General features: G+C 48.3%; 2 protein-coding genes (1 of these 2 cut by a window edge). Both read right to left on the bottom strand.

Features of this window, described 5'->3' with window-relative positions; translation table 11 throughout:
• Window positions 1-23 precede the first annotated feature (23 nt).
• On the bottom strand, window positions 24-13430 hold the full coding sequence (locus MMB75_RS02955; protein WP_103042522.1) for an SDR family NAD(P)-dependent oxidoreductase: 13407 nt from the start codon (window positions 13428-13430) through the stop codon (window positions 24-26).
• A 50-nt stretch (window positions 13431-13480) separates the two neighbouring features.
• Window positions 13481-26933 carry the 3' portion of an SDR family NAD(P)-dependent oxidoreductase gene (locus MMB75_RS02950; RefSeq protein WP_103042523.1) on the bottom strand. Its footprint extends 6317 nt past the window's final position, so only the last 13453 of its 19770 coding nucleotides appear in the window; its start codon lies beyond the right edge, outside the window — the gene reads right to left on this strand; its stop codon occupies window positions 13481-13483.

The following is a 26933-nucleotide window of genomic DNA, read 5'->3' as shown; positions in this document are numbered from 1 at the left end:
GCCTCCCAGCATGTAGAAACTTCTCATTTACGTATGAATATATTGAAGATTTCATTGGCGGCCTCATCAACAGACATGGCGTCGTTCATCATTTCATCCAAGAGTCTGCCGCACAATTGATCATCAAAATCTACATTGCTTTCATTTTGCGACAGTAATGCGTGGGCTTTTAATTGATCCTTGCTATCCGAAGTCCAATAATGCTCTTTTGCAAATGGGTAGGTTGGCAGGCTGATACGGTGAGGTACCTTCCCCGTATAAACTTTTTCCCAATCCAAATTTAGCCCTTTGGCCCACAGCTCCAGAAGCTTTGTATATTTCCTTTTGGAAATCCAATGTTCAATCAGTTGTTGCAGGTCTTCGTCCCCCGTAAAAATGGACAACGCTTCTTTGTTGCGTTTTACTTGACCTCTATACAGGTTGAGCATGCTGTGGCGTCCGTCCACAAATTCCTTTAATTTCTCCTCAAGATCTGTGATCGAATCCACGAGCATGGCTAGACGCTCCTCCATCGGTTCGCGTCCCACCTGGAGCGTATAGGCAATATCCAATATGCTGGCCGAGGATAGCTGACCCTGAAGAGCCTCAAGCAGCTGTCGTCCTTTTTCCTTAAGCTGCTCCTCACTCTTGGCTGATAGCACGATCATCGCAGGTCCCTGAGAAGCAGGTTCTATTCCTGATGGCTCCTGAACCTCGGGAATATACTCTTCAATCACGATATGAGCGTTGGCCCCACCTGCACCGAAAGACGATATTCCAGCCCGTCTCGGACACTCCTGAGTGATTCCATCGGTTGTAATTACCGGTCTCTTCCATTCTTCTAGATTCTGCTGAACGACAAAAGGAGTATTGCTGAAATGAATTTCAGGATTCAACTTCCTAGAATGTAAGGACGGTACTAACTGGCGATGCTTAAGCTGCAGCAATATTTTAGTTACTCCTGCAATGCCTGCTGCGCTCTCGGTGTGACCAATATTGGATTTGACCGAACCTATGGCGCAGAACTGCTTGTCTTGTGTGAATTTCTCAAAAGCCCTGGTCAATCCGGCAATTTCAATAGGGTCTCCCAAAGCCGTGCCGGTTCCATGGGCTTCAATATAACTGATGGTTCTTGCATCAACATTCGAACGCCGTAGCGCATCCTCAATCAGTTGAGATTGAGCTTGAGGGCTAGGCACGGTATAACCACTGGTTTTACCTGAAGCATTGAGCATGCTCCCTTTGATGACACCATAAATATGGTCACCGTCTGCAATAGCCTTCTCCAGCGGCTTTAACACGATAGCGCCGACGCCTTCCCCATCAACGAATCCATCCGCTTGGTCTCCAAACGACTTACATTCGCCAGTTTTCGAAAGCATCGTCATCGCTGACAGCTTGATATAGTGGATTGGGTCTACGATCAAATTGACCCCTCCGACAATAGCGCACTCGCTGATACCGCTATACAGACTTTCCAAAGCTAGATGGATAGCCGTCAATGAGGAGGAACAAGCGGTATCGATGGTCATACTTGGACCTTGGAAATCCAAATGATAGGATATCCGATTGGAAATGGAATTGTATTGAGGTCCCAAACCGTAATTTCCATTCATCACGCCTGCGAATACGCCCACTTTACGACTCTCACAAAGATTGGCAGGGGTATATCCGGCATCCTCTATACTTGCATATGCAGCTTCCAGAAAGAGCCGTTCCTGCGGGTCCATAGTTTCGGCTTCTGCAGGAGAAATCTTGAAAAATAGTGGATCAAATAAATCGATTCCCTCGATAAAGCCGCCTGATTTCGTATAGATGGTACCTCGTTTTCCTTTTTCTTCGTCAAAGTAGGTCTTCCAATCCCAACGATCTTTCGGAATTTCAGTGATGCAGTTTTTACCCTCTTTTAGGTTGTTCCAATATTCCTCTACATTACGAGCTCCTGGATAGCGCCCGGACAAGCCCACAATCGCAATATCTCTGATATTAGAGGAGTGCTCCTTCGGCTTCTCACCTTTGCTGACAGACGGCTTAAGGAAGCGTCCTTTCTGTGCAAATCTCATCGGGGCAATATCGACTACCTGTGGAGCAGGGACTTCTTCCACTCTGGAAGTTTCTTCGCTCATCTCTGTCTCCTTCATACCTACCAGCTTCTTCAACGAATCCTTTTGCGTTTGAAGCAGGTACGCTACCAGATCATCTATGGTGTTGTACTCAAAAAACAGGGTGCTGGCAAAATCCTCGATCACTTCACGCAGCACATTGGTGATTTGCACAACCAATATCGAGTCGATCCCGTACTCTTCCAGGGCAACCGTAGAGTCGATGCTTCCCGGTTCCATTTTTAGGGTTTCGCCAAGTAAATTTTTAAAGTAGGCCGTACTTTTGCTGCGCAGCACATTTTCTGATTCCGCTGATTCCGCCTGTACTGCCTCTCTTTTGGGCTGAGCTGATTGTTTTATTGATCCTGCTTCAACGGTTCTATTCTCTACCGATAGGGATTTTTGCTTTGGCTGTCGCTTTTGCCGAACCAAGCCATCGCTTTGGGCTGCAACGATCTGCTGGCCCCAATCATGCGCCTCCTGTGCCGGGAAGAACGCTGTGTGAAAGCCTTCTTTGGCCAATACGCTTTTCCATACGTGAGGATAAAGTCCAGGGCAGCCGGGAATACGCAACTCCGAATCCTCATAAGCCCACCAGCCATCCAGCAATCCGAAGGTAAGGTGGGTAAATATGCTGCTGCCCATGAGTTCATTTAATAGAAGCAGGCCGTTGCTTTTCAAAACCGCTTTCGCATTACGCAATGCCTGACGAATATCTTTGGCCGTATGAAGTACATTGGCAGCAATGACAATGTCATATTTACCCGCATCAATACCTTGTCCAGCAATAGGTTCTTCCACATTAAAGATTCGATAACTAAGGTACGGATTGTCTGGCCCATACTCTTTTTCCGCATGCATCAAAAAGGCCTTCGAAATATCGGTATAACAATATTCCTGAATGTGTTTGCAATATGGCCGTAATTTGAGGAATACGGTGTTGCTGGTTCCTCCGGTGCCTGCTCCGATTTCGAGAATTCTGATTTCTGCAGCAGAGTCGCTCATAATTCTCTGCTGAACATAGGCGGCGATCGTATCGGAAAGAACTTCATTAAAATAGTCAGCTACCAGACTGTCTTTATAAATCCCTTCCACTAATTCCATCGAGGAATTGGGGAACATGATTTCCGTTGCAGGACATTGGCCGGTAATAATTTCAGGCAAGGCCCGCAGCGTTGTCTCAGCCAAATGTACCCTCGCCCGCATCTGCGGATATTTTTTCCATGTATGCTTGTGCTCTTCCCATTCCTGCCAGACATCCTCTCGGTAAGCCGGGCTGGAAGCATTTCCATCTGTAAGAGCATCATTCAGCCGTGCCAAAATCTTTACACTCTCACCTAGCCATTTGCCGTATAACTCAGGCAGTCCATGCTTATGTTTGAACTCGTCAACAGACTGATGATCTGTCCCTGACAGCCCCATGGACCAAAGCTGCTCCTGCAACAGCTTGCCCAGAAGGTGTTCCAATTCCTTTTCCTGCAGGCTGCCAGCATCCTCTGCCGCATAATCCTCGGCAAACTGGTCTTTTGATTTGATTACTGCAGCCATACTTTCTTGTATATCCCGAAGATCGGGATCCGTGTTGTGCGGATATAGGCCAATGGCTTCCGCCGGATTAGTCCCTTCCAAATCTAAATGTTTTGTTGTCTTCATCAGCCCTACTTGATTCAATGGTGAAGCAAGCAACGTCTCAAGTGCCTCCATCCCCTCTTGAGGCTCAATAAGTCCGACGCCGATCTGCGCTAGTTTTGAGTAATTTTCCACCTCTTGCTGCCTGTCTTGGGAAGCATTGTTCTCGTCGTTCCCCCAGTATCCCCAGTTCATGACTTTCACCGGGCAATGCCATTCCTGTGAAAGCCGCTGCGCAAACGCATCCTTAAAGGTACATCCGGCAGCATAGCTGCTTTGTCCCGGATTTTTTACATAGGCAATAATGGAAGAGAAAAACAACACGAAATCCAGCGGTTCATTTTGGAAGACCTGAGCCATGCGCACACTCACATCGACCTTTGCCGAAAGCCCGGACCGGAGCTCTTCCTCCGTCAAATCTTCCAAACCCTTCTCCAAAAAGGCAATGGCAGAGTGGACTACGCCGTTGATCTTGGAGTACCGCTGCTTTATCTCCTCATATGCCCCCTGCAGCGACCTTTCATCTGCTGCATCTGCCGTAATATAGTATGGAACAGGTCCGTGGCCTTTAAATTCGTCCAATTTAGCCTGGATGGACGCGTCCTTTGGCCTTCTGCCTATCCACACCATCTGGGCCTGATAGGTCGAAGCCATATACTTGCTCCACGCCACTCCGATGTTGCCTGCACCACCGATAACCACATAGATGCCTCCGGTTTTGTACAGCGTCTGTCCTTTTGAGCCTGGAGTCTGCTTAAACGGAATCAGCTGCTGGCGATACCACTGACCGCCTCTGAAAACCCACATCCGTCCCTGACGGTCTGAAGGCAGCGTAAATAGTTCGGATAACGGCCAGTCATAGTCGGATTGCAGGTCTATGATACGAACCTTCCAGTTCGGATATTCTTTGGCCATCGTGCCTACCAACCCATGCAAACTTGCGTGGGCCGGGTGGACTGTATCGTCCTGATCGATCGACTGAGCCTGGGTGGTTATGGTGGTCCAGCCTAGCTTTTTCGTCCCATACCCCAGCAGGAGCAGCGCCTTGACCATTCTAAAGAAGAGCAAGACTCCGGGCTCCTGTTCCTCAATCAAGGATTCAGCAGTGACCGATTCGACAGAAATCGTAGGTGCAATCCACAGTATATGGTCAACGGCTCCATATTCTTCAACCTTTGAGGCAACCGTTTCTATGGAATCCTGCGCCTGCAGCTCCAAAAAATGCGCCTTCGGATAATATTCCCGGATGGCCTGTCTATCTTTGTCCGTACCACCTGCAATGACCATTCGGTCTGTCGAAGATGGGAAAGCTGATTCTTTTTTAAGCGCAACGGGGTCCCATTTTGGGATGAGCATGACAGCTCCTACAAGCGGATCGGCGGCATGATCTCCTGCAACTACGCCTTGTGCATGCTCAGTGCGGATATCTCCGTCCAGCGCTCGGGTGGATAGTCCCGTTATTCTGACACAAACGTTCCCTTCCTCATCACATAAGTCGATATTGAGCTTCTGTACCTTGTCCTCTCTCTTGCTGCCCTCGCTGTATTGAATCAACGACCACATATTCTGGGTGCATGCCCCATGGATTTCGATCTCTTGAAGGGCGAATGGCATAGAAGGCGTATTGGGTACTGTGCTGTCCGGCAGCTCTCCATCTTGACCCATGATTAATCCAATGGATGCATGCAAGGCCGCATCCATTAGGCTAGGGTGAAGAACAAAGCTGTCAGCCGAATCGGAGAGCACGGAGGGCAATGCCAGCTTGGCCAGTACCTTGCCCGGACGTGTATACACTTTCTCCACGCACCTGAAGGCTGGGCCGTAATCCATGCCAATTTTTTGGAAGATATCGTAGCAACGCTCCCCCTCAAATCCGTGTAGATCAAATTCTGCCTGTAATGCCTCTAGGTTAAGCACTGGCTTTTGTTCCACGTTAAACTGCACCGCATTGCCCTGGCTGTGCACGGTATGTCCGATATCGCTTCCTGCTTGCTTACTATATACCTCAAAGCTGATTTTTCCCGCGTCTTCCAAAAATAGGCCTGTGTGTACTGGGAATGACTGATCTTCGACCACAATTGGCCGAATCCAGTTTACATTTTTCAACCGGATTCCTGTTGTGCAGTTGTCCTCATCTCCTATAGAGCGTTCCACAGCCGCCCGCACCATCTCAAGATAAGCGACGCCTGGTAGAATCCGTTGGCCTTTTACCGTATGATCTCTGAGGAAAAATTCCTCGCCTGTAAACGTTGAGCTGAACCGCTGCTTCAAGAAGTTTGAAGTGTTGTGATGCAGTAAAGGGGACAAAAATGTAGACTGACTCAGAGCGGCTATCAAGCCATCGCCCTTTACCTGGTTTACGGGCACCCAATAGCTTTCTCTGGCAAAAGGATAGGTTGGCAAACTAATTCTGTGAGGCTTCTTTTCCCCATAAAGCCTGTTCCAGTCCAACAGCAGTCCTGTCACCCAAAGCTCGGCGAGCTTTCCATATTTACCTTTGCTCACCCATGCACCCACCATTTTAGCCATATCCTCATCGATTTCCTGAGTGACCAATACTCCTTTGTTGCGCTTTACCTGTCCTCTATACAGTTCTTCTATACCTTCCTTTTCCAGCAGGAAGCTTTCCAATTTCCAATCCAGCTCTTGGATGGATGTGGCGATGATCGCAAGCCGTTCTTCCATCGCTTCTCGTCCGATCTGCAGCGTGTAGGCGATATCTGCGAGACCTATACGCGGGTCATTCAGCTCTCTAATGGCAGATAGCAATCTTTGCGCCTGCTCGTTCAGCCTTTCCCTGTTCTTGGCCGATAGCACAATCATGGCAGGATGAAGAGACGCAGGAGCAGCTTGCAGCTGAGTAGTCTCTGCTGGAATGTACTCTTCAATTACCACATGCGCGTTAGATCCGCCTGCCCCGAAGGCCGAGACTCCTGCCAACCTTGGATACTCCTTGATTTCACCATCCATGGATACGACAGGTCTTTTCCATTCCTCTAATGTCTGCTGTACTTTAAAAGGACTATCACTAAAATCGATGTTGGGATTTAACTTGCTTGAATGCAGTGAAGGCACCAATTGTTTATATTTCAACTGCAACAGCACCTTTGTCACTGCGGCAATACCGGCTGCGCTCTCACAATGTCCGATATTAGACTTGGCAGACCCGATTGAACAGAACTGCTTGTCTCTGGTATATTCCCGGAACACCTTTTGTAAGCCCGCAATTTCAATCGGATCACCCAGAGGAGTTCCTGTCCCATGCGCCTCTATATAGCTAATGGTTCTAGGGTTGATTCCCGCCTCCTGAATAGCCTGCCCAATCACGCTAGCCTGTGCGTTGGGGTTGGGTACAGTATATCCATTGGTTTTTCCTCCGTGATTCACTGCAGTACCTTTTATGACGCCATATATCCGGTCTCCATCTGCTATAGCTTTGGCCAGCGGCTTGAGCAGCAAAGCCCCGACTCCTTCTCCTGGCACATATCCGTCACCCTGTCCGAAGCTTTCACACCGCCCATTGCTTGATGCAAAGCTTCCCTGTCCTAGTAATAGATATTTGTTAGGATGGACGGAAACGTTGACTCCCCCTGCAACCGCCAGTTCACATTCTCCATGCTGCAGTCCGTGACAGGCCATATGGATTGCTGTCAGTGACGAAGAGCACATGGTATCCACAGCGATACTTGGTCCATGAAAATTACAAAAATACGATACACGGTTGGCAACCGCCGAAGCATTCCCGAGAAGCCCGAGCATATTCCCTTTGGCTTGTTCCTGGGCTCCATAAAGCTGATATTCGTGATACATTACTCCGACATAAACGCCAACATTGCCTTCCATGCCGCCAAGTCCCCGGTCTGCACCAAGAGTTTCGCGCGTATAGCCCGCATCCTCTATGGTTTCATACACACATTCCAGGAAAAGGCGCTCTTGAGGGTCCATCGTTTCCGCTTCTCTTGGCGAAATGTTGAAAAACAACGGGTCAAACCAGTCCACCCCATCGATGAACCCTCCCCACTTGCTGTAGGTTTTCCCGGGCTTCCCTTTAGTTTCATTAAAGTACAGACTGTAGTCCCAACGCTCCTTGGGAATCTCAGTGATGGAGTCCTTCCCATCCCTTAGGTTTTTCCAGAACTCCTGGATACCTGCTGCCCCCGGATATCTTCCCGATACCCCTATAATGGCAATGTCCAAGCCCTTCTCTTCCTGATGGGGCTGCGTACCTGTCGGGAAAGGCCATGGACGTCTGCGACTCGCAGCGATCGGAGCCAAAGGCTCTATTGCTGCTTTTGCAGGTTCGTTCGCCACTTTATGAGGAGCCGCATTCTTCTCCTGCGCTTTTAAAACGTCTACCAGCCGGCCATGGTGCGATTCAAGGAAATATCCAGTTAATGAGCGGAGATTATGATATTCAAAAAATAATGTCTTCGGCAGTGAGCCAAACGTTTTTTCCAATTCATTTGTGAGCTGCATGACCAATATGGAATCAATCCCATACCTGTCCATAGGCGCATTTACATTTATACTTTCAGCTGGCAGCTTGATTACAGCCGAAAGCAATGTTTTCAAATAGTCTTCAGCTTTTTCTCTTAGCCATTCTTCGCCGATAATCGAGGCTTCCCCATCTTCCATTCTGGAACGGCCTGAAATCTCTGTTCCTGAAGGCTGTCCCAGAATGGCCGTCTTAATCGTTTGAGGATATCCTTCGATAACCATAACCTGGCTTTTACCGGAAGATAAGCTTTGATACAAAGCCTTTATTCCACTCTCTGTTTCCATGGCAATCATGCCCAGACCTTGCATTGCCTTTTCCGTTTCCCCATCGACATGCATCCCACCGTCCTTCCACAACGGCCAGTTGATCGACAGCGTGTGCCCCTGGCGTTGCTTGCCTGCCGCCAAAGCATTTCGATAAGAAGCATAAGCATCCATAAAGCCATTGGCAGCAGAGTAGTCAACCTGTCCTACATTGCCAACACTTCCGGCGCCGGAAGAAAACAGGATAAAGAAATCCAGAGGCAGGGAGTTGCTGGCCTGATCCAGATGGATCAACCCTGAGACTTTGGGAGTCAGCACTTCTCTAACTTCTTCTATCGTCTTTTTGATGATGAAGTTGTCCCGTATCACTCCTGCTGTGTGTAAAATACCGTTAAGACCGCCATATTGCTCGACGATGCCATGAATTAACTCGGTGACCGCTTCCTTTTGACCCACGTCCACCTGTCTGTACTCTATATGACCTTCCAGCGCTTCCAATTCGCTTAACAAGGTCTGTTTATCCGCTGACAGAGGTGATCGTCCTACCAGTACGACGGTGGAGTCTTTCACATTACACAGGATGTCTCTGGCAAAAATCAGTCCCAGGCCGCCTAGACCGCCAGTGATGAGATAGGTCCCTCCATCTTTCCATGGCTGGGCTGCATCTTCACGCAAGGTTTCAATTTCTTGCCACTTTAAAGCCTGTCGCTTGTCGCCATGATATCGTATTCGTTCGCCGTACTGGCCGTAACGGTTCTCTTGTAATTTTGCAATAATCCCCTCAGGGCCATCCTTGGCATCAAGCTCTAGCAGTTGACCCATGACATTCGGGTTTTCTTTTTGGGCGGTTTGCAGCATGGCAAAGAACCCGGAATAAACCTGTTGGTCATTTCGGGCAGGGACTGCAATTTGCAGCAAAGTTTTTTGTTTGTGTATATCCAGCATTATATTTTGCAATTCTTCAAATATCTGAATAGTGTAGTCTTCAAACCGCGCATCCAAGTCATTACTCGATGACTGTAAAACAATGCAGCGAGTACCATCCATACGAGCTGCAATATCCTTTCTGGAAATACCTTCAAATTCGCACAGGATCACAATATGCCGTATATCTTTGAACGCGTTCTCTCCTGCAAGGACTGCCTCCTCCTCCCAGACCGGCTCCAGCATGAGTGTGCCCACATTCTCGACGAAATCTGCTTGCCCTGCTCCTTTTTCCAGTTCTCTGGATGAGAGCCCTTTGAGCTGCACACAAATCTTTCCGCTCTCGTCGCAGAGATCGATATGTACTATGCTCAATCCATTTAGTGTCTCCTCACTCGCTTGTCTGGAAATCCGTGCCCACATCACAGAAGTGCATTTTTCGAATATTTTCAGTTCCTGCAAGGCAAAGGGTACCGAGAGGTTGCCTTCAGACACATGTTCTTCCCGATCCATCACCAAGCCGATTGTGGCCTGCAAGGCTGAATCCATCAAAGCCGGATGCAATACAAATTCACTTTGAGTATGAGATACATTGGATGGAAGGGACAGCTTTGCCAGCACGAAATCCTTTCCCCGTAAGATGGTCTCGATCCCCTGGTGTCCCGGGCCATAGTCTATTCCCATAGCTCTGAAAGCTTCATAGCATTGGCTTGAAGATAGTGAACTGTGAATACATTCTGCCTGTAAAACATTCAGGTCCAGGTACTGCGGCTCACTGTTTCTCTCCAACACAGCTATCCCCTGGCTGTGTATAATATTTTCGGCGTCTTCTTCCCCCCCGCTGTATATTTCAAACGCAATCGCTCCATCGTCCTGAGGATATAGGCTGGTGTGTACCCTGATCGGATTGTTAGCTACAACGATGGGCTGAGCCCATACTACATTTCTCAGTTGAATACGGGTCTCACCCTCCATGACATCTCCTGCTGCTTCTTCTACGGCCGCTCGCACCATTTCAAGGTAAGCCACCCCAGGTAATGTCGGTTGGCCCATGACTCGGTGATCTGCTAGGAAAAATTCCCGGCCTGTAAAGGTGGAGTCGTAGCGCTGCCCGGAGAGATCGGAAGTATTTTGATGCAACAAAGGGTGAATTTGGGCGGTCATAGCCGGGTTTATATTCTCCTGCTCCATGTCTGTCTCAGACAACCAATAGTGTTCCCTCTCGAAAGGATAGGTCGGCAGACTGATTCGCTGGGGCTTGGTTGCTCCATAAAGTGCATCCCATTCAACAGTTGCGCCATTAGTCCATAATTTGGCTACTTTATCAAGTCTTTTATTTTGAAGCCAGGTCCGAACGAGGGTTCCAGTATCTTCGTCAGAATCAAAAAGTTCAATTTCGCCTCTAGCATCGTCCACTTGTCCAGTTAACACCTTGTCCGACGAGTTGCCATTCACAAAATGTTCCAGCTCATGGATCAGATTTTCTCTTGAATCTGTCAAAAACGCGAGGCGCCAGTTCATAGCCTCTCTGCCCACTTGCAGGGTATAAGTCAGGTCTGACAGCTTAGTGCTTTCGTGCAATTTAACAAATTCCATCATGTCGGCGGCATAGGATTTCAGGGCTTGTTCGCTTTTGGCAGAAAGTACAAATAGCACTGGGTTATCTTGATCGACTGGGTTCAGCTTCACCTCAGAGGCTACAGGCACATATTCTTCAATAACCATATGCGCATTAGTACCGCTAAACCCGAAAGCACTGACGCTTGCACGTCGAGGTATCCCCGGTTTGGACTCCCACTTTTGTAGCCCAGTGTTAATGTAAAACGGGCTTTCCTCCAAAGAAATATGTTCATTTAGGGATTCAAAATTGATGGTTGGCGGCAATTGCCGATGTTTCATGGCGAGGAGCACTTTCATTATGCCAGCTACTCCGGCCGCTGTTAGCATATGTCCCATATTGCTTTTCAGCGATCCCAGCGCGCAATAGCCCTTTTTGTTCGTATAGGATCGGAAAGCTTCGGTAAGCCCTTCCACTTCGATCGGATCGCCCAGTTTGGTACCTGTCCCATGGGCCTCTACCATAGAGATCGTTTCAGGATTAATATTGAACCGCTGGTAAACCTCACTTTCAAGCGAAATCTGTGAATTTACACTTGGAGCGGTAATGCCGTTGGTTTTCCCATCCTGGTTCATTCCCCATCCCCGGATAACTCCATAGATGGAGTCCTTGTCCCTGATTGCATCAGAGAGCCGTTTTAATAAAATAACGCCAACCCCTTCTCCAGGGACAAACCCGTTTGCACGGGCGTCAAAAGTAAAGCATCGTCCATCCTTGGACAGCATTCCTGCTTTGCTGGTCATGACATGCATCCCTGGCCCTGCCATGATCATTACTCCGCCCGCCAAAGCAAGATCGCTTGTTTCTAAAACAAGGCTGTTGCAAGCTTCAGCTATAGCTACCAGAGAGGAAGAGCATGCGGTATCAATCGCCAGAGAAGGGCCCTTCAAATTCAGCAAATACGAAATCCGGGCCGATAAAATGGAAGGTGATCCTCCCATAAGAACCTGCGCATTCAATCCCTGTCCGCTCATGGACCTTCCATAATCACTAGCTGCACAACCTACAAAAACACCGCAACGGCTCCCTGACAGTGAGGCTGGATTCAATCCAGCATCTTCAATGCATTTCCAGCTACTTTCCAGAAATAGACGCTGTTGAGGGTCCATCATCTCTGCTTCCGCAGGAGATATATTAAAGAACAACGGGTCAAATCGATCTATATCCTCTAGCACACCCATCCACTTGCTATAGGTTTTCCCCTCAGCCTTGGGATCAGTATCATAATATTCGTCAATGGACCAGCGTGTTGAAGGAATTTCCGATATACAATCCCTGCCCTGAGCCAGGTTATCCCAGAACTCAGCCAATGTCTTGGATTTGGGAAACTGCCCCGCCATGCCAATAACTGCGATAGAATCCTTCTCCTGACCATGCGGCATACTGGGCACAGATTTTTTCATATCCGCCTGCTTGAGCGGTTTGTGCGTACCATCGCTATTCGGAAGTTGTCCGTAGGCCGTCTGAATCCGTTCCTTGACCTCTTGCTGATTCACAAACGTTTTGTCCTGCATTTTTATTTCTTTCTCAATCGTAGCCGCCAGCTTTTCTCTAATCGGCTGAGCCATATGGTTTTTCAGCTCAATCAATGACTCTCTTGGCGACTCGGACAGTTTCCTTGCCAGCTGCATTGCGTACGGTACCACTTCATTTCTCGGCAGAACAGGAAAAGGAGTCCCTTTGGACTCCAGTTCTGAACCGCTATATCTAGTACCAGTGAATAAAATTTCCTGCGCCATGCTAACTCCGAACTTTTCAGGAAAAATGAGGGTTGAGCCCGCACCGGGAGTAAAGCCGTATTTCATAAAATTAGTAGTGTAGATACTTTCTCTACTCATCACGATAAAATCGCAAAACATCCCCATGCACCAGCCCGCGCCAATCCCATGTCCCTGCATAGCAGCAATGACTGGCAGCTTGCAATCCAGTGCAATCTTGTAAACATTGGTATCGCTATATTTCGCCTTTCCCTCATGAATGGCCAGCAATCCCTCCTGCGTACCCCCTGTGGCAAAATAGGTGTCATATCCCGTCAGAATCACAACTTTATAATTCTCGTTAGCCTGCACCGTAGCGAACGCCTGGTTCAGGCCCACAATCAGTTCATCGGAAAATGTATTTTTGTGCACGGTATCCTTCATTGTTAACAGAACAATGCCATGCTCAAATTCCTGCAATTGAACCACAGGCGGCACTTCCGTTTCGCCATTGCTCTCCTTCTCCGGTCCGTGAAAGCTGTCCAATGGCTGTAGCGAAAGAGACAATTCCTCTGAAGTTGATTCCTGTGACCGGACTTCCAATGATTCTTCCAAAGATTCATCCGAAAGCCCGCCCATCAATTGGCGCAATCGTGCTTCGGCATCTTCAGAATTTATTTCCCCTGTTTGTACCGCACGAAAAATATCTTTTGGATCCATAAAAATGCCCTCCTAGCCGTATGAAATAGGACGAATATCGTGTCGGCAATTTACGAGTGTAATTGCTTGAACAACTGATCGGCCTGCTCAACATTTAATTCACCTTGCAGCACCTTCTGGATCAATGCTTGCATGGGCTGCGTAGAAGTTGACTCTACAGGTACTTGGTTTGAGGCTCCCGCCGATTTGCTTAATTCCTTTGCTAAATATTTGGAAAATTCTTTGATGTTAGGATAGTCATATACTCTGGTTGCTGAAATAGCCGTTCCAAACCGTTTATTCACGTCCTGTACCCACTCTACGCCTATAATAGAATCCAGTCCCATATCGATAAATTTATCGTCTCGGCCAATATCCTTTTCATCCATACTCAAGGATTTCGCAAGACTTTTAATTAGTTCCTTCTCCAATGCATCCACCCGTACAGCCGTAGGTCCGTTAGCAGGTCGCTTGGCCTCGTCCCTGACAGCGGGCTGCGGTGTAGAATTGATAGGTTTAGGCTGCGGGGGAGCAGGCTTCAATTCTGCAGGCTTAGCTGCCTTTTTGGGTGCGACGGCTACCTTCTCGATATCAGAGACTGAGCGCAGCAAAATACCCTGCGGCTTTTCAGGTACCCTTGCCAATGTCTGTACCTGCACATTAGCGTTGGCAGTAGGAGGGCTGAAAACAACGGGCTCTTGCTTTTGTGCTGGAATATCAACTACAGGGAGCTCCGTCTTGACTTCCTTGGACTGGCTTCCAAACGTAGAGATCCAATAGCTTTCCTTGGCAAATGGATAGGTTGGCAGACTCATCCGATGAGGTCTAACCTTTCCGTAAAGCCTGTTCCAATCGAATAGTAGTCCCTGAACCCACAGCTCTGCCAGCTTTGTATACTTGCTCTTGCTTATCCAGATATCCACCAATTGTTCCATGTCCTCGTCTGCTTCAAGAACCGTCAGAATATCTTTATTTTTCTTTGCCTGACCCGAATAGAGTCCGTCGATTTCCTCATTCCCCGCTAGGAAGCTCTCCAGCTTTCCTTCAAGCTCCGTCGTAGACTTAGCTATGACTGCTAACCGTTCCTCCATAGCTTCCCGTCCCACCTGAAGGGTAAATGCTATATCCCCCAAACTGGCATCCGCGTATTCCGGTGCTCTGAGTGCAGAAAGCAATCTTTGCACCTGCTCGTACAATCGCTCCTGATTTTTGGCTGACAGCACGACTATGGCCGAGTTTTGCAATATCATAGGAGCTTGTCTAGTCTCCTGTACCTCAGGGATGTATTCCTCAATAAGCACATGTGCGTTGGAGCCTCCAGCACCGAAAGAAGAAATACCTGCAATTCTTGGGTACTCAACGGTCTTCCCATTTATCGTGGCGACCGGTCTTTTCCAATCTTCTAGCTCCTGCTGAACTATAAAAGGGCTATTGCTAAAGTCGATGTTCGGGTTGAGTGTGCTTGAATGCAGCGAAGGTGCGATCTGTCCGTATTTGAGCTGCAGGAGCACCTTAGTCACTCCTGCAATCCCTGCTGCACTCTCGCAATGCCCTATATTGGATTTTGCCGAACCAATGGCGCAGAACTGGGTGTCTTCCGTGTATTCCTGGAAAACCTTTTGCAATCCAGCGATTTCAATGGGATCACCTAAAGATGTCCCGGTGCCGTGTGCTTCAATGTAACTGATTGTTCTGGGGTTTATACCAGCTTTCTTAAAGACCCTTCCAATTACACTAGCCTGCGCCTTAGGATTTGGAACTGAAAAGCCATTGGTCTTCCCGCCGTGATTCACAGCGGTTCCCTTGATGACCCCGTATATGTGATCGCCGTCTGCTATTGCTTTGGTCAGCGGTTTGAGCAACACGGCCCCTACGCCTTCACCCGGCACATACCCATCTCCGCCTTCTCCGAAGCTTTCGCATCGTCCCTTGCTTGATACGAATCTTCCCTGCCCAAGCATCAGGTATTTGTTCGGATGAATGGAGACATTGACACCGCCAGCAACGGCAAGCTCACACTCGTCTTGCTGTAAGCTCTGGCAGGCAAGATGTATGGTCGTCAATGAGGATGAGCACATCGTATCCACAGCCATGCTTGGTCCGTGGAAATTACAGAAATAAGAAACACGGTTTGCAATGGAGGCCGGATTCCCCGGAACGGCAATCATTTTGCCTCTAGCCTGCTCCTGCGCCCCGTAAAGCTGATATTCTTCGTACATAACGCCGACAAAAACGCCTACATTCCTTTCCAGTCCAAGCCCTTCCCGTGTATAACCTGCATCCTCAATCGTTTCATAGACGCATTTCAGAAACAAGCGCTCCTGTGGATCGATGATTTCTGCTTCCCTAGGAGAAATGTTGAAAAACTTCGGATCAAATTGATCCACGCCTTTGATAAAGCCTCCCCACTTGCTGTAAGCTTTTCCAGACTTGTTCCCTTCCTCGTCAAAGTATATACTGTGATCCCAGCGCTCTTTGGGAATTTCTGTAATACAATCCTTCCCATCACGCAAATTACTCCAGAATTCTCTAACATTCTCGGCCTCAGGATACATGCCCGACAAGCCGATAATGGCAATATCCCCCGTACCACCTGCTGCTTTCGGCTGCGGTTGGAGTTTTTTCTGATCCAGCAATTTTGCCTGAGCCGGCATTTCACGAGCTTGTCTTCGGCTGCTGGAAAGCGGCCTTTCCGGGTTCTCTTTCACAGTGGAAGACGTAAACGCTTGGACGGCGTTGACCTCTTCCTCCATTCCAAGCAGTTGAATCAGCTGCTTCTGGTGAACTTCAAGAAAATATTGGGTCAGCTCCCGGATACTCTGGTATTCAAAAAACAACGTTTTGGGTAATGTGCCGAATGTTTTCTCCAATTCACGTGTCAGCTGTCTGATCATAATAGAGTCAATTCCATACTTCTCCATAGGGGCATCGGCTTCAATCTGCCTTGCTGGCAGTCTGATGGATGTTGCGAGCAATTGCTTTAAATAATTTGCTGCTTTTTCGACAAGCAGGTCTTGACCGATTCCAGGCTCCTTTCTGCTCTCCATGATCATAGAGGAGGCATCTTCAACCTGATTCAGGGATGGCTGCTGCAGGAGCGTTTCTCTGAGCTGGCTGGCATGCCCTTCTAATACCATGACTTGATCTTTTCCAGAAGCCAGACTCTGGTACAAAGCCCGCATTCCTGTGTCGGTCCCCATAGCGAACATCCCCATTTCCTCCATGATTTGTTCCGTTTCACTATCAATACGCATTCCGCCTTCCTTCCAGAGCGGCCAGTTGATTGAAAGCGTCTGCCCATAACGTTGTTTCTGTTCTACAAGTGTATTGCGATATCTGGCATAGGCATCCATAAAGGCATTGGCAGCAGCATAGTCAGCCTGTCCTATATTCCCAAGACTGCCTGCAACAGATGAAAATAGAATGAAAAAGTCCAGCGGAATATCCTTGCAGGCCTGGTCCAGATTCGTTAATCCTGTAACCTTTGGCGCCAATACTTTCTGCAATTCCTCTTCTGTTTTTTTAATCATAAAATTATCGCTGGTTACTCCTGCACCGTGAATAATCCCGTCCAGTTTCCCAAACTCTTCCCGAATATCCCGAACCAAATCCTCAACCGCTCTGTTATCGTCGACATCGGCCTGCCGAAATACGACTCTTGCTCCTAGAGCCTCTATTTCCTCAATCCTTGCTTTGATGTGACCACGGAGTATAGATCGTCCGACGAGAATTAACGCGACATCTTTAGCCTGTCGTGCCATTTCTTCAGCCAGAATCAAACCAAGGCTGCCGGTTCCGCCAGTAATCAAATAAACCCCTTTGTCCTTCCAAGGAATACGGTTCACTTCCTGCGAGGATTTGATTTCCGTCCATGCGGCAGCATATCGTCTGCCCCACTGGTAGCGGATATGTGAACTCATGAAGTTGCGGCTATTTTCTTGCAGGATATTTATAATACCTGCTGCATCTTCCTCCATATCCACTTCGATCAGTTGGCCCACTAGTGTGGGATTCTCAAGCTGTGCTGTTTGTAAGAGTCCGTAAAGTCCAGAGAATACCTGTCTGTGATCCTGTACCGGAATGATAAGCTGAACCAATGTTTTGTGTTTGGATTGGGTTTTGAGCACCTGTTGAATTTGCTCAAACACCTGTGCTGCATAAGTTCTAAAGCGTGCATCCATGCTTTCCTCTTCGGATTGCAGGATAAGACAATGCACCCCGTTCATCTGTGATTCAATCATTTCCCCGGAAATATGTGCTGGTTCACATAAAATGACCAAATGCTGCCGATATTCAGGTGCTGTTCCTCCCGAGACAAGGGCTTGTTCCTCCCATACAGGCTCAAGCATCAAAGTCTCAGATAGCGTCAATTCATCTGAGCCCCCTGTTCCTCCTTCTGCAATTCGTGATGAGAAGCCCTTCATGCTTACACAAACATTCCCCTGCATGTCGCACAAATCAATATCCAGCTTTTGCACTGGACCATCCTGTCTGCTGCCTTCACGATTACGGACCCAAGCCCACATCTCTGATGTGCAGCCACTAAACACCTCAAGCTCTTCCACAGCAAACGGTAAAGCCGGCTTTGACTTTATAGAAGCTTTACCGTCAGACATGGCAGCGCCGTATGTGTCCATCATCAGGCCTATGGACGCCTGCAAAGCGGAATCCATCAAGCTAGGATGCATCACAAACTGTCCCATGGTCTGGTAAACAGAGGTAGGCAAGGACAATTTGGCAAGTACCTGATCCACGCCAGTGTAGATCTTTTCAATTGCTTGATGCCCTGGCCCATAGGAAACCTGCATGGCTGCAAACGCCTCATAACACTGCTGGGATGAATAGGTACCCAGATTGCACTGCTCCAGCAGTGCTTCAATATCTATGGCAGGAATCTCAGCCAACGGAGCAATTGCTGCGCTGCCTTCGCTATGCACAACTAACTCTGTATCCAGTGATTCAGACTTGCTGTAGATTTCATAGACAATTTCTCCGTCTTGCGGGTAGAGCCCGATATTTATAGCAATCGGCCGCTCCCCAGCTACCACAGGCCGGAGCCATAATACATCTTTTAAACGAACACAAATCCGACTTTCTTCCGAAGATGTAGCGACTTGCTCTACTGCCGCTCGCGCCATTTCAAGGAAGGCCACTCCAGGCAAAAGCTTCTGTCCCTTGATCACATGGTCAGCGAGGAAAAATTCTCTTCCCGTAAATGTGGAGCTGAACTGAAGTCCATAAATATCGGACGTATTGCGCTGAAGCAAAGGATGAATGATGGCTGACTTCTCCTGCTTTGGCCCAACATCGTTTGCTCCACTCAGGTTATTGGTATCGGTTACGCAATATCGTTCTTTGGCAAAAGGATAGGTCGGCAGGCTGATACGGTTTGGCTTATGCTTTTCGTACAGCACGTCCCAGTCAAAAACCGCGCCTTTTACCCAAAGACGTGCGATTTGGCCATAGCTGCTTTCACTAACCAACGCCTCAATCGTCGTGCCTACTTCCTCTCGTGTTCCCCGGTCTCTATTTTCTTCTCTATAGCGTTTTGCCTGCCCTACATATAAGCTAGGGATGCCTTCCCGTCCTTCAACAAATCCCTTTAGCTTCTCCTCTAACCCAGAGAGAGACACCGCAGTGAAGGCCAAACGTTCTTCCATCGCTTCGCGCCCCATCTGCAGGGTATAGGCTATATCTCCCAGACTGCCGTCTGTGAACTGGCGCTCCCGGATTGCAGTCAGCAATTGCCGTGCCTGATCTTGCAGCTGTCCTTCAGTCTTGGCTGACAGTACAACAATAGCCGGCTTTTGGGCACTGAAGGTAACTGGCTCTTTCTCCTGATTTTTCGGAACATATTCCTCGATGATCAAATGAGCATTGACGCCGCCGAATCCAAAAGAGCTGACACCTGCTCTCCGAGGAATATTGTGCCCAGAAGCATCTTGCTGCTGCTTCCATTCACTCGTCTCCTGGACGATATAGAAAGGACTGTCTTCAAGTTTGATATAGGGATTAATGGCATCGCAATGAAGGCTTTTAACAAGCTTTTTATGCTTCAACTGAAGCAGAACTTTGATGACACCAGCGATTCCGGCAGCCAGCTCCAGATGTCCAACATTGGTCTTCACCGAACCTAGGCCACAATGGGGCTCTTTGATCCCGGGTCCCTTTGTACTCTCATATAGCTCTTTAAAGGCTGCTTTCAGTCCGTTGATTTCAATAGGATCACCCAACTCGGTGCCTGTCCCATGGGCCTCAATGTAAGAGACTGTTCTTGGGTCGATACCAGCCTTTGTATATGCATTTACCAGTAAATCCGCCTGTGCCCTCGGATTAGGTGCTGTCAGGGAATTAGCCCGGCCACCATGATTGACAGCTGTGCCTCGGATTACGCCGTAAATATGGTCTCCAGCCTTTTCTGCGTCCTTCAGCTTTTTCAGGAAAACCATGCCTACCCCTTCACCACGCACATAACCGTTGGCTTGATCAGAGAAGGTTTTGCACCGGCCATCCTCACACAGCATCCCTGCTTTATTGAAACTGATATGAAGCTCAGGTGTGATAATCACATTGACACCACCTGCAATGGCCATTTCGCAGCTTCCATCTTCTATAGCCTTTACGGCCCGGTGAATGGCCACCAGCGAACTGGAGCAGGCAGTTTCGACAGGCTCGCTCGGACCATGAATATTAAGGAAATAGCTCATACGATTGGGTCCTACCGACGGCGCCATTCCGCTAGAGGAATACGCCTCCACACCCACATCTCCCTGATAGATCATTCCGCTGTAGCCGCTGTTTGCGGTTCCTGCAAAGATACCTGTATGGGTTCCAGATAACCCTGCTGCCGGAATCCCAGCATCTTCAATTGCCTTCCAAATATAAGTCATCAACAGACGCTGCTGCGGGTCCATGAGTGCAGCTTCCCTCGGTGAAATTCCAAAAAATAAAGGGTCAAACTCATAGATCCCGTCAATAAACCCGCCCCACTTGATGTTTGTTTTATTGGTCTCTTCCGCAGGGTCACCGTAATACGCCTTCCAATCCCAGCGATCTTCAGGTATTTCAGTGATACAATCCCTGCCTTCCTCAAGATTTTTCCAAAACTCATCTACATCCCGGGCCATGGGAAAGACGCCGCTTATGCCTACGATTGCAATAGGTTCAGAACCAGCCTGGGTCTGTTGCGGCATAGCTAGCACATTCTCGTTTGCAAATCGGGAACGCTGGCGTCTACTGCGGATGCTGTCTTCCCTATCATCCTCTTCATTCTGCACGGCAGGCTCAGTCCGGGTCTGGACGACAAACTGCTCACCAAGCAAGGTGGCATATTCGTCCACTAAATACCTGCAGAAGTCATGAAGTGTAGTGTATTCAAAGAATACGGCAGGAGTCAGATCAAGCCGATACAAGTGATTGATGTTGTTGGCAAATTGCGTGAGCAAGATCGAATCGAAGCCATACTCACTCAGTTCTACATAGGCATCAATATCTTCAAGCTTGACTTTCAGCAATTTCGATACCGCCTGCATCATGGCGATTTGCACCTTGTCCTGCAGGTCCGGCGCGGCATTTCCGTCAGTCGTGGAAATGGCTGAAATAATTGCTGAAGCACCCGTCGCCTTTTCAAACTGTCCGGTTTCCGGAATATCTAAGCCTATTGCTCTTTTCATTTTTTCGAGATTGCCTTCCAGCACCATAACCTGATCAGCACCCGTAAGCATGGCACGGTACAAGGCCTGAATGCCGGAAGAAGTTGAAATACTGCCCATGCCTGTGTGCTGCTTTACCAGCTTCTCTGTCTCCTCATCAATATGCATCCCGCCTTCTTTCCATAGTGGCCAATTGATAGATATCGTTTGCCCCTGGCGCTGTTGCGATCCTGTCAATGTGTTCCGGTATCTGGCGTAAGCATCCATAAACGCGTTAGCGGTAGAATAGTCCGCCTGTCCCTGATTGCCCAGCCCTCCAGCAACCGACGAAAACAGAATGAAGAAGTCAAGAGGCAGGTGCTTGCTCGCCTGATCCAAATTCACTACCCCTAGAACTTTGGGTGCAAGAACCTCCAGCATTTCCCCGCTATTTTTTTGAAGTATGCGGTTGTCACGAATGACTCCTGCACTATGAATGATGCCATTCAGGCTTCCGAATTCTGCCCCTATTTCCCGAATTAAATCAGCCACCGCCTGCTCCCGGGTCACATCGGCCTGCTTATATGCTATTCGTGCTCCTAATGACTCCAATTTCTTTATCTCTGCCCGCTTGCCCTCATCCAGCGCGGAACGGCCCGTTAAAATCAACGCGACATTTTGTACTTTATTTACAATCTCTTTGGCAAAAATAAGTCCCAAGCCACCGGCACCGCCGGTAATGAGATATACTCCGTTCTCCTTCCACGGAATGTCCGCCGTTTCCAGAGAAAATGGAATCTCGTTCCAGCTGAAAATCCACCGTTTACCTTTCCCATACCGGATCTGGATGTCTCCAGGACTCCAGCTGTTTTCTATTAAAATATCTATGATTGTATTCGGGGCCTTATCCTGTTCAAGTTCTATCAACTGCCCCACCAGTTTTGGATGTTCTATTCTGGAGGTTTTTAAAAGACCTGAGAGCCCTGATACAAGCTGCTGCTCCTCCTGGTCGTTAGTAACAATCTGGATTAACACCTTGCCATGGTTTTTTTCTCTAAAAATTCTTTGTATTAGCTCAAGTATCTGAACGGCGTAATACTGAAACTGTTCCCCGATTCCGTTTTGATCAGGTTGCAATATTATGCACTTTACGCCGCTTATTTGAGCTTCTACTTGTTCACGAGAAATCTGGGACGGCTGGCAAAGGATCACGACATGGCGATCATATACAGGTAAATCGCCCTCTATGCTAACTCCCTGCTCTTTCCACACGGGTTCAAGCATCAAGGTACCAGAATTGGACTGCGCGTCTGTGGGAATAGAGTCTATATCCAGAATTCTTGATGAATAACCCTTTATCCTCACGCAGATCTCTCCGGTTTCGTCGCTCAGGTCAATATCTAGTTTCTGTGCCTTATCTCCTGCTGTACCATCTGCACTGTATCGAATCAGCGCCCACATGGTGGAGCTGCAATGTTTTATAATTTCAACTTCCTGAATGGCATACGGCAGAGCAGGCTTAATCTCGCGAGAGCCCAGCGTCAAGCCTATGGATGCCTGGAAAGCTGAATCAATCATGCTTGGATGCAGGACAAATTGACCGTGATTGTCAGAGACTGAGGAGGGCAAGGATAGCTTCGCCAGCACTTGACCCTCTCCGGCATATACCATCTCAATCCCCTGATGCCCAGGACCATAATCAATCCCCAGCTCTCTGAAAAGGTTATACAATGCTGCCGGATGGAAGCTTCTGCTGCATGTATCCTGCAAATCTTTAATATTCAATGCAGGAACCTCCACCGCTGATCTCCGAACCGCATTGCCGAAGCTATATACCATAAGTTCTGTATCATCGGCTCCGTTATTTCCATAAATCTCATATGAAATTTCTTGATCTTCATTCTGGAAAAGCCCGATATGCAGCTGTATTGGGCCATCCTCTACGGCAATAGGCCGTGCCCAAACCACGTTTTTAAGGCACATTCCGACCAGGCCGCCCTCATCCGTCCCTAGTGACTGCTCCACTGCCGCCCGGGCCATTTCAAGGGATGCGGCCCCAGACAGCACCTTGCGCCCATTCACCACATGATCCTTCAGGAAAAACTCCTGGCCTGTAAAGCTAGAACTGAATCGCTGCTCCGAAAAATCGGAGGTGTTTTGGTGCAGCAAAGGATGAATCGTTGCAGCCATGACAGAAGTTGTACCTTTGCCAACCTTACTGTCTAGCTCGGGCGCCCAGCACCGTTCTTTTGCAAAAGGATAGGTAGGCAGACTCATCCGGCGAGGCTTGATGTTCCCATACAGCTTGTTCCAGTCCATCGTTAGCCCCTGTACCCACAGCTCTGCAATTTTCCCCAATTTTCTCTTCTTGATCCAGGTTTCAAGCAAGGATTTGGCATCTTCATCTGCCTCAAAGAGCACGATCCCGTCCTTGCCCTTTTTCACCTGAGCCGTCAGGACTCCAGCTGGCCGTTGGTGATGAACCAAGCCATCCAGCGCTTGTAGTAGATTCTCTTTTGAATCTGCCACAAAAGCCAGACGGTGGTTCATCGGCTCACGGCTTACTTGCAGCGTATACCCCATATCTGTCAAGTTAAGGTTGGGCTGAGTGGCAATAAAGTTTCTCATGTTTTCGGCATAAGTTACTAGTTGCTGCTCATTTTTGGCAGACAAGACGAAAAGAACGGGACTATGTGACTCGTCGTCTGCTGGTGAAATTGCAGCCTCTGGACGATATTCTTCAATAATAAGATGGGCATTGGTACCGCTAAAACCAAAAGAGCTCACAGCGGCCCGCCTTTTGTTACCTTGAGAAGGTTGCCAGTCCTTCAATTGTGTATTTACATAAAATGGAGAATCATCGAAATCAAAATGTTCATTCGGGTTCTTGAAATTCAGTGTCGGTACCAGTTTCTTATGCTTCATGCATAACAGCACCTTTTGCATGCTTGCTACGCCTGCTGCTGCCGAAGTATGCCCGATATTACTCTTTACCGAGCCTATGGCACAGAACTTCTTCTGATCTGTTTTTTCTTTGAAAGCTGTGCATAAAGCCTCCAATTCAATAGGATCGCCCAGCTTGGTGCCTGTCCCATGCATTTCAACATAGCTAATACTTTCGGGTTCAATCTGATACTTATTGTATATCTCCTGCTCAAGCTCTATTTGGCTGTTCGTGCTTGGAGCGGTAATCCCGTTGGTTTTTCCATCCTGATTAATCCCAGTTCCGATAATAACCCCATAGATGTGATCCCGGTCAGCTTCCGCATCCTTTAGCCGCTTCAGAACCAGCACCCCTGCTCCTTCGCCTGGAACAAAGCCGTTGGCACTATTGTCAAATGTCTTACACTGACCATCTGGTGACAACATTCCGGATGCAGACATACCTATATAGGATTCAGGAGTCAGGTATAAGGACACACCGCCGACCAGCGCCATTTCAATCTCTTTATTTGATAAAGCCTGGCAAGCAAGGTGAGTTGCCACCAGCGATGAGGAGCATGCCGTATCTACGGATATGGCGGGTCCTTTCAAATTAAGGAAATAGGAAATACGAGCCGCTGCAATAGCGTTGCTGTTCCCGGTAGTATTGCTGAACTGTGCTTCATTTTTGTAGCGCATCATACTGTACTCATTATTTAAAATGCCAAGATAAACACCGCATTTTTTATTTCCCAACTGTGAGCCGCTATAACCTGCATCCTCAAAGGCTTTATAGGCTTCCTGCAAAAAGATGCGCTGCTGCGGGTCCATCCCTTCCGCCTCGGTAGGAGATATATTAAAAAATAACGGATCAAAATATTCTATATCCTTCAAGGCACCCAGCCACTTGCAATTTACTTTCCCCTCTTGTGCCGGACGCGGATCATACAACGGGTCTACGTCCCAGCGGTTCTTCGGGATTTCAACAATGGAGTTTTGACCTTGAGCGAGATTTTTCCAATATTGCTGTACATCTTCGGCACCAGGATATCTTCCCGCAATCCCAACAATTGCAATTGCATCTTGATTTTCCGAAGTTGCTGGCACTGATTCCTCTTCTGCTTTTACCCGACGCAATGGCACCGTTTCCTCCTTAGGGAGCTGCGCTGGAGAGCATTGGATCGTGTCTGGTCGCGGTAAATGGACTTCTGCTATAGGTTTGACCGTGTCCGAGACTGTGTTCAAGGGCTGCTGAACGAAGCTTTTCTTGCCCCCGTGCTTATTGATTTCTTGTGCCAAAAACTCGGTAAATTGCAGAATAGTCGGATAGTCGTAGACCTTGGTAGCTGCAATGGATGTGCCGTAGCGCTTATTCAAATTTCGAATCCATTCTACGCCTATAATCGAATCCAAACCGATGTCTATAAAGTTTCTATCTGCCTCAATCTCGCTTTGCTCCATGTACAAGGCTTCAGCTAGGCTTGCCGTCAGTTCTTTCCGTAATTGCTCTGTAGAGACACCAGACGGAATCGTGCCGAATTGCGGCTGCTTTTCAGGCGATATCGGCATTAAATTAATCTGAAGTGAGGCCTCTGTCTGCTTATCCGTTTCCAATGATACGAGCGGCGGTAAATGCTTTGCAGGCGCCTGATCCAGAATAGACGCAGCAGAAGACGGCATGATTAATTGGGCTACACGATTGCCCAATTCCTTTTCTAAAAATTTGCTAAACTCCCGTATGGTCGGATAATCGTAGACTTTTGTCGCTGTTATGGATGTGTCGTAATGTTTATTAATGTTTCGAATCCACTCTACGCCTATAATGGAATCCAATCCAAGATCAACAAAGTTTTTATCCTCATCGATCTCGTCCCGATCTATATATAAAGCTTGCGCCAGACTTGTTGTCAGCTCCTCCTGCAATATTTCTGACGATATGGATAGGGCAGGACTAGCAGGCACCTGCTCTTCCGTCTCGTTGTCATTATCTGACGTGTGCATTACCCCTTCCGGGGAAGTTAAAATAATCGGTGCTGTCTGCTGATTGGCAGACTTGCTAAGCTGCGGCTGACTGTCTGACAAATTCCGCAAAGAAATCCCGCTTGGTTTTTCAGAACTACTCGAAAAACTGGATGGCATTAAAGCTTCAGGAAGAGCAGACTGCATTACTTGAGACTGAACAAGAACTGCTTTTTCCTGAGATTCCATTTGAATTTTTTCTACAGATGGGATCGTAATATCTGTGACCCAATACCGCTCCTTTGCAAAAGGATAGGCTGGCAGGCTCATTCGCTGCGGCTTGGCATCTCCGTAAAGCATGCTCCAGTCCATCGCCAGTCCCTTCACCCACAGATCCACTATCTTCGCGTATTTCCGTTTCCCGATCCAGGCAGCGATTGTTTTCCCCATGTCTTCATCTTCTACCAGTGCGGATAGCGCATCTTTGTTTCGCTTGACCTGTCCTCGATACAGCTCGGAGATCCCCGTCTGGTCTTTCATGAATCCTTCCAGCTTTTCCACCAGCGCTGGCATCGATTCGGCAATGACTGCCAGGCGTTCTTCCATCGCTTCGCGCCCAACCTGAAGCGTGTAGGCTGCATCCGCCAGATTGCTTTCTGTGACCTCTCCTTTCTCGATCACGGACAGCAATCTCTCGACCTGCTGCTTCAGCCGTTCCTCATTTTTGGCTGACAATACGATAATCACAGGATGGTGAGCTGTCACACAGATTGGCGACTGCTCTTCCGGAACGTACTCTTCGATGATGACATGAGCATTGGCGCCTCCTGCTCCAAACGATGAAATCCCCGCCATTCTTGGGTATTCCCGTGTCTCTCCATCGAGCTCAACCACTGGCCGCTTCCATTCCTCCAGCTCCTGCTGGACGACAAACGGCGTCTGCTCAAAAGGAATGTTCGGATTCAGTTCCTGGGCATGCAGACTGGGAACCAGCGTCCGGTTTTTCATCTGC

The organism is Paenibacillus sp. P2(2022) (assembly GCF_029522175.1).
GTDB lineage: Bacteria > Bacillota > Bacilli > Paenibacillales > Paenibacillaceae > Paenibacillus > Paenibacillus polymyxa.
The sequence above is the reverse complement of the archived record's forward strand: the minus strand, read 5'-3'. Positions and strand labels throughout refer to the sequence as shown.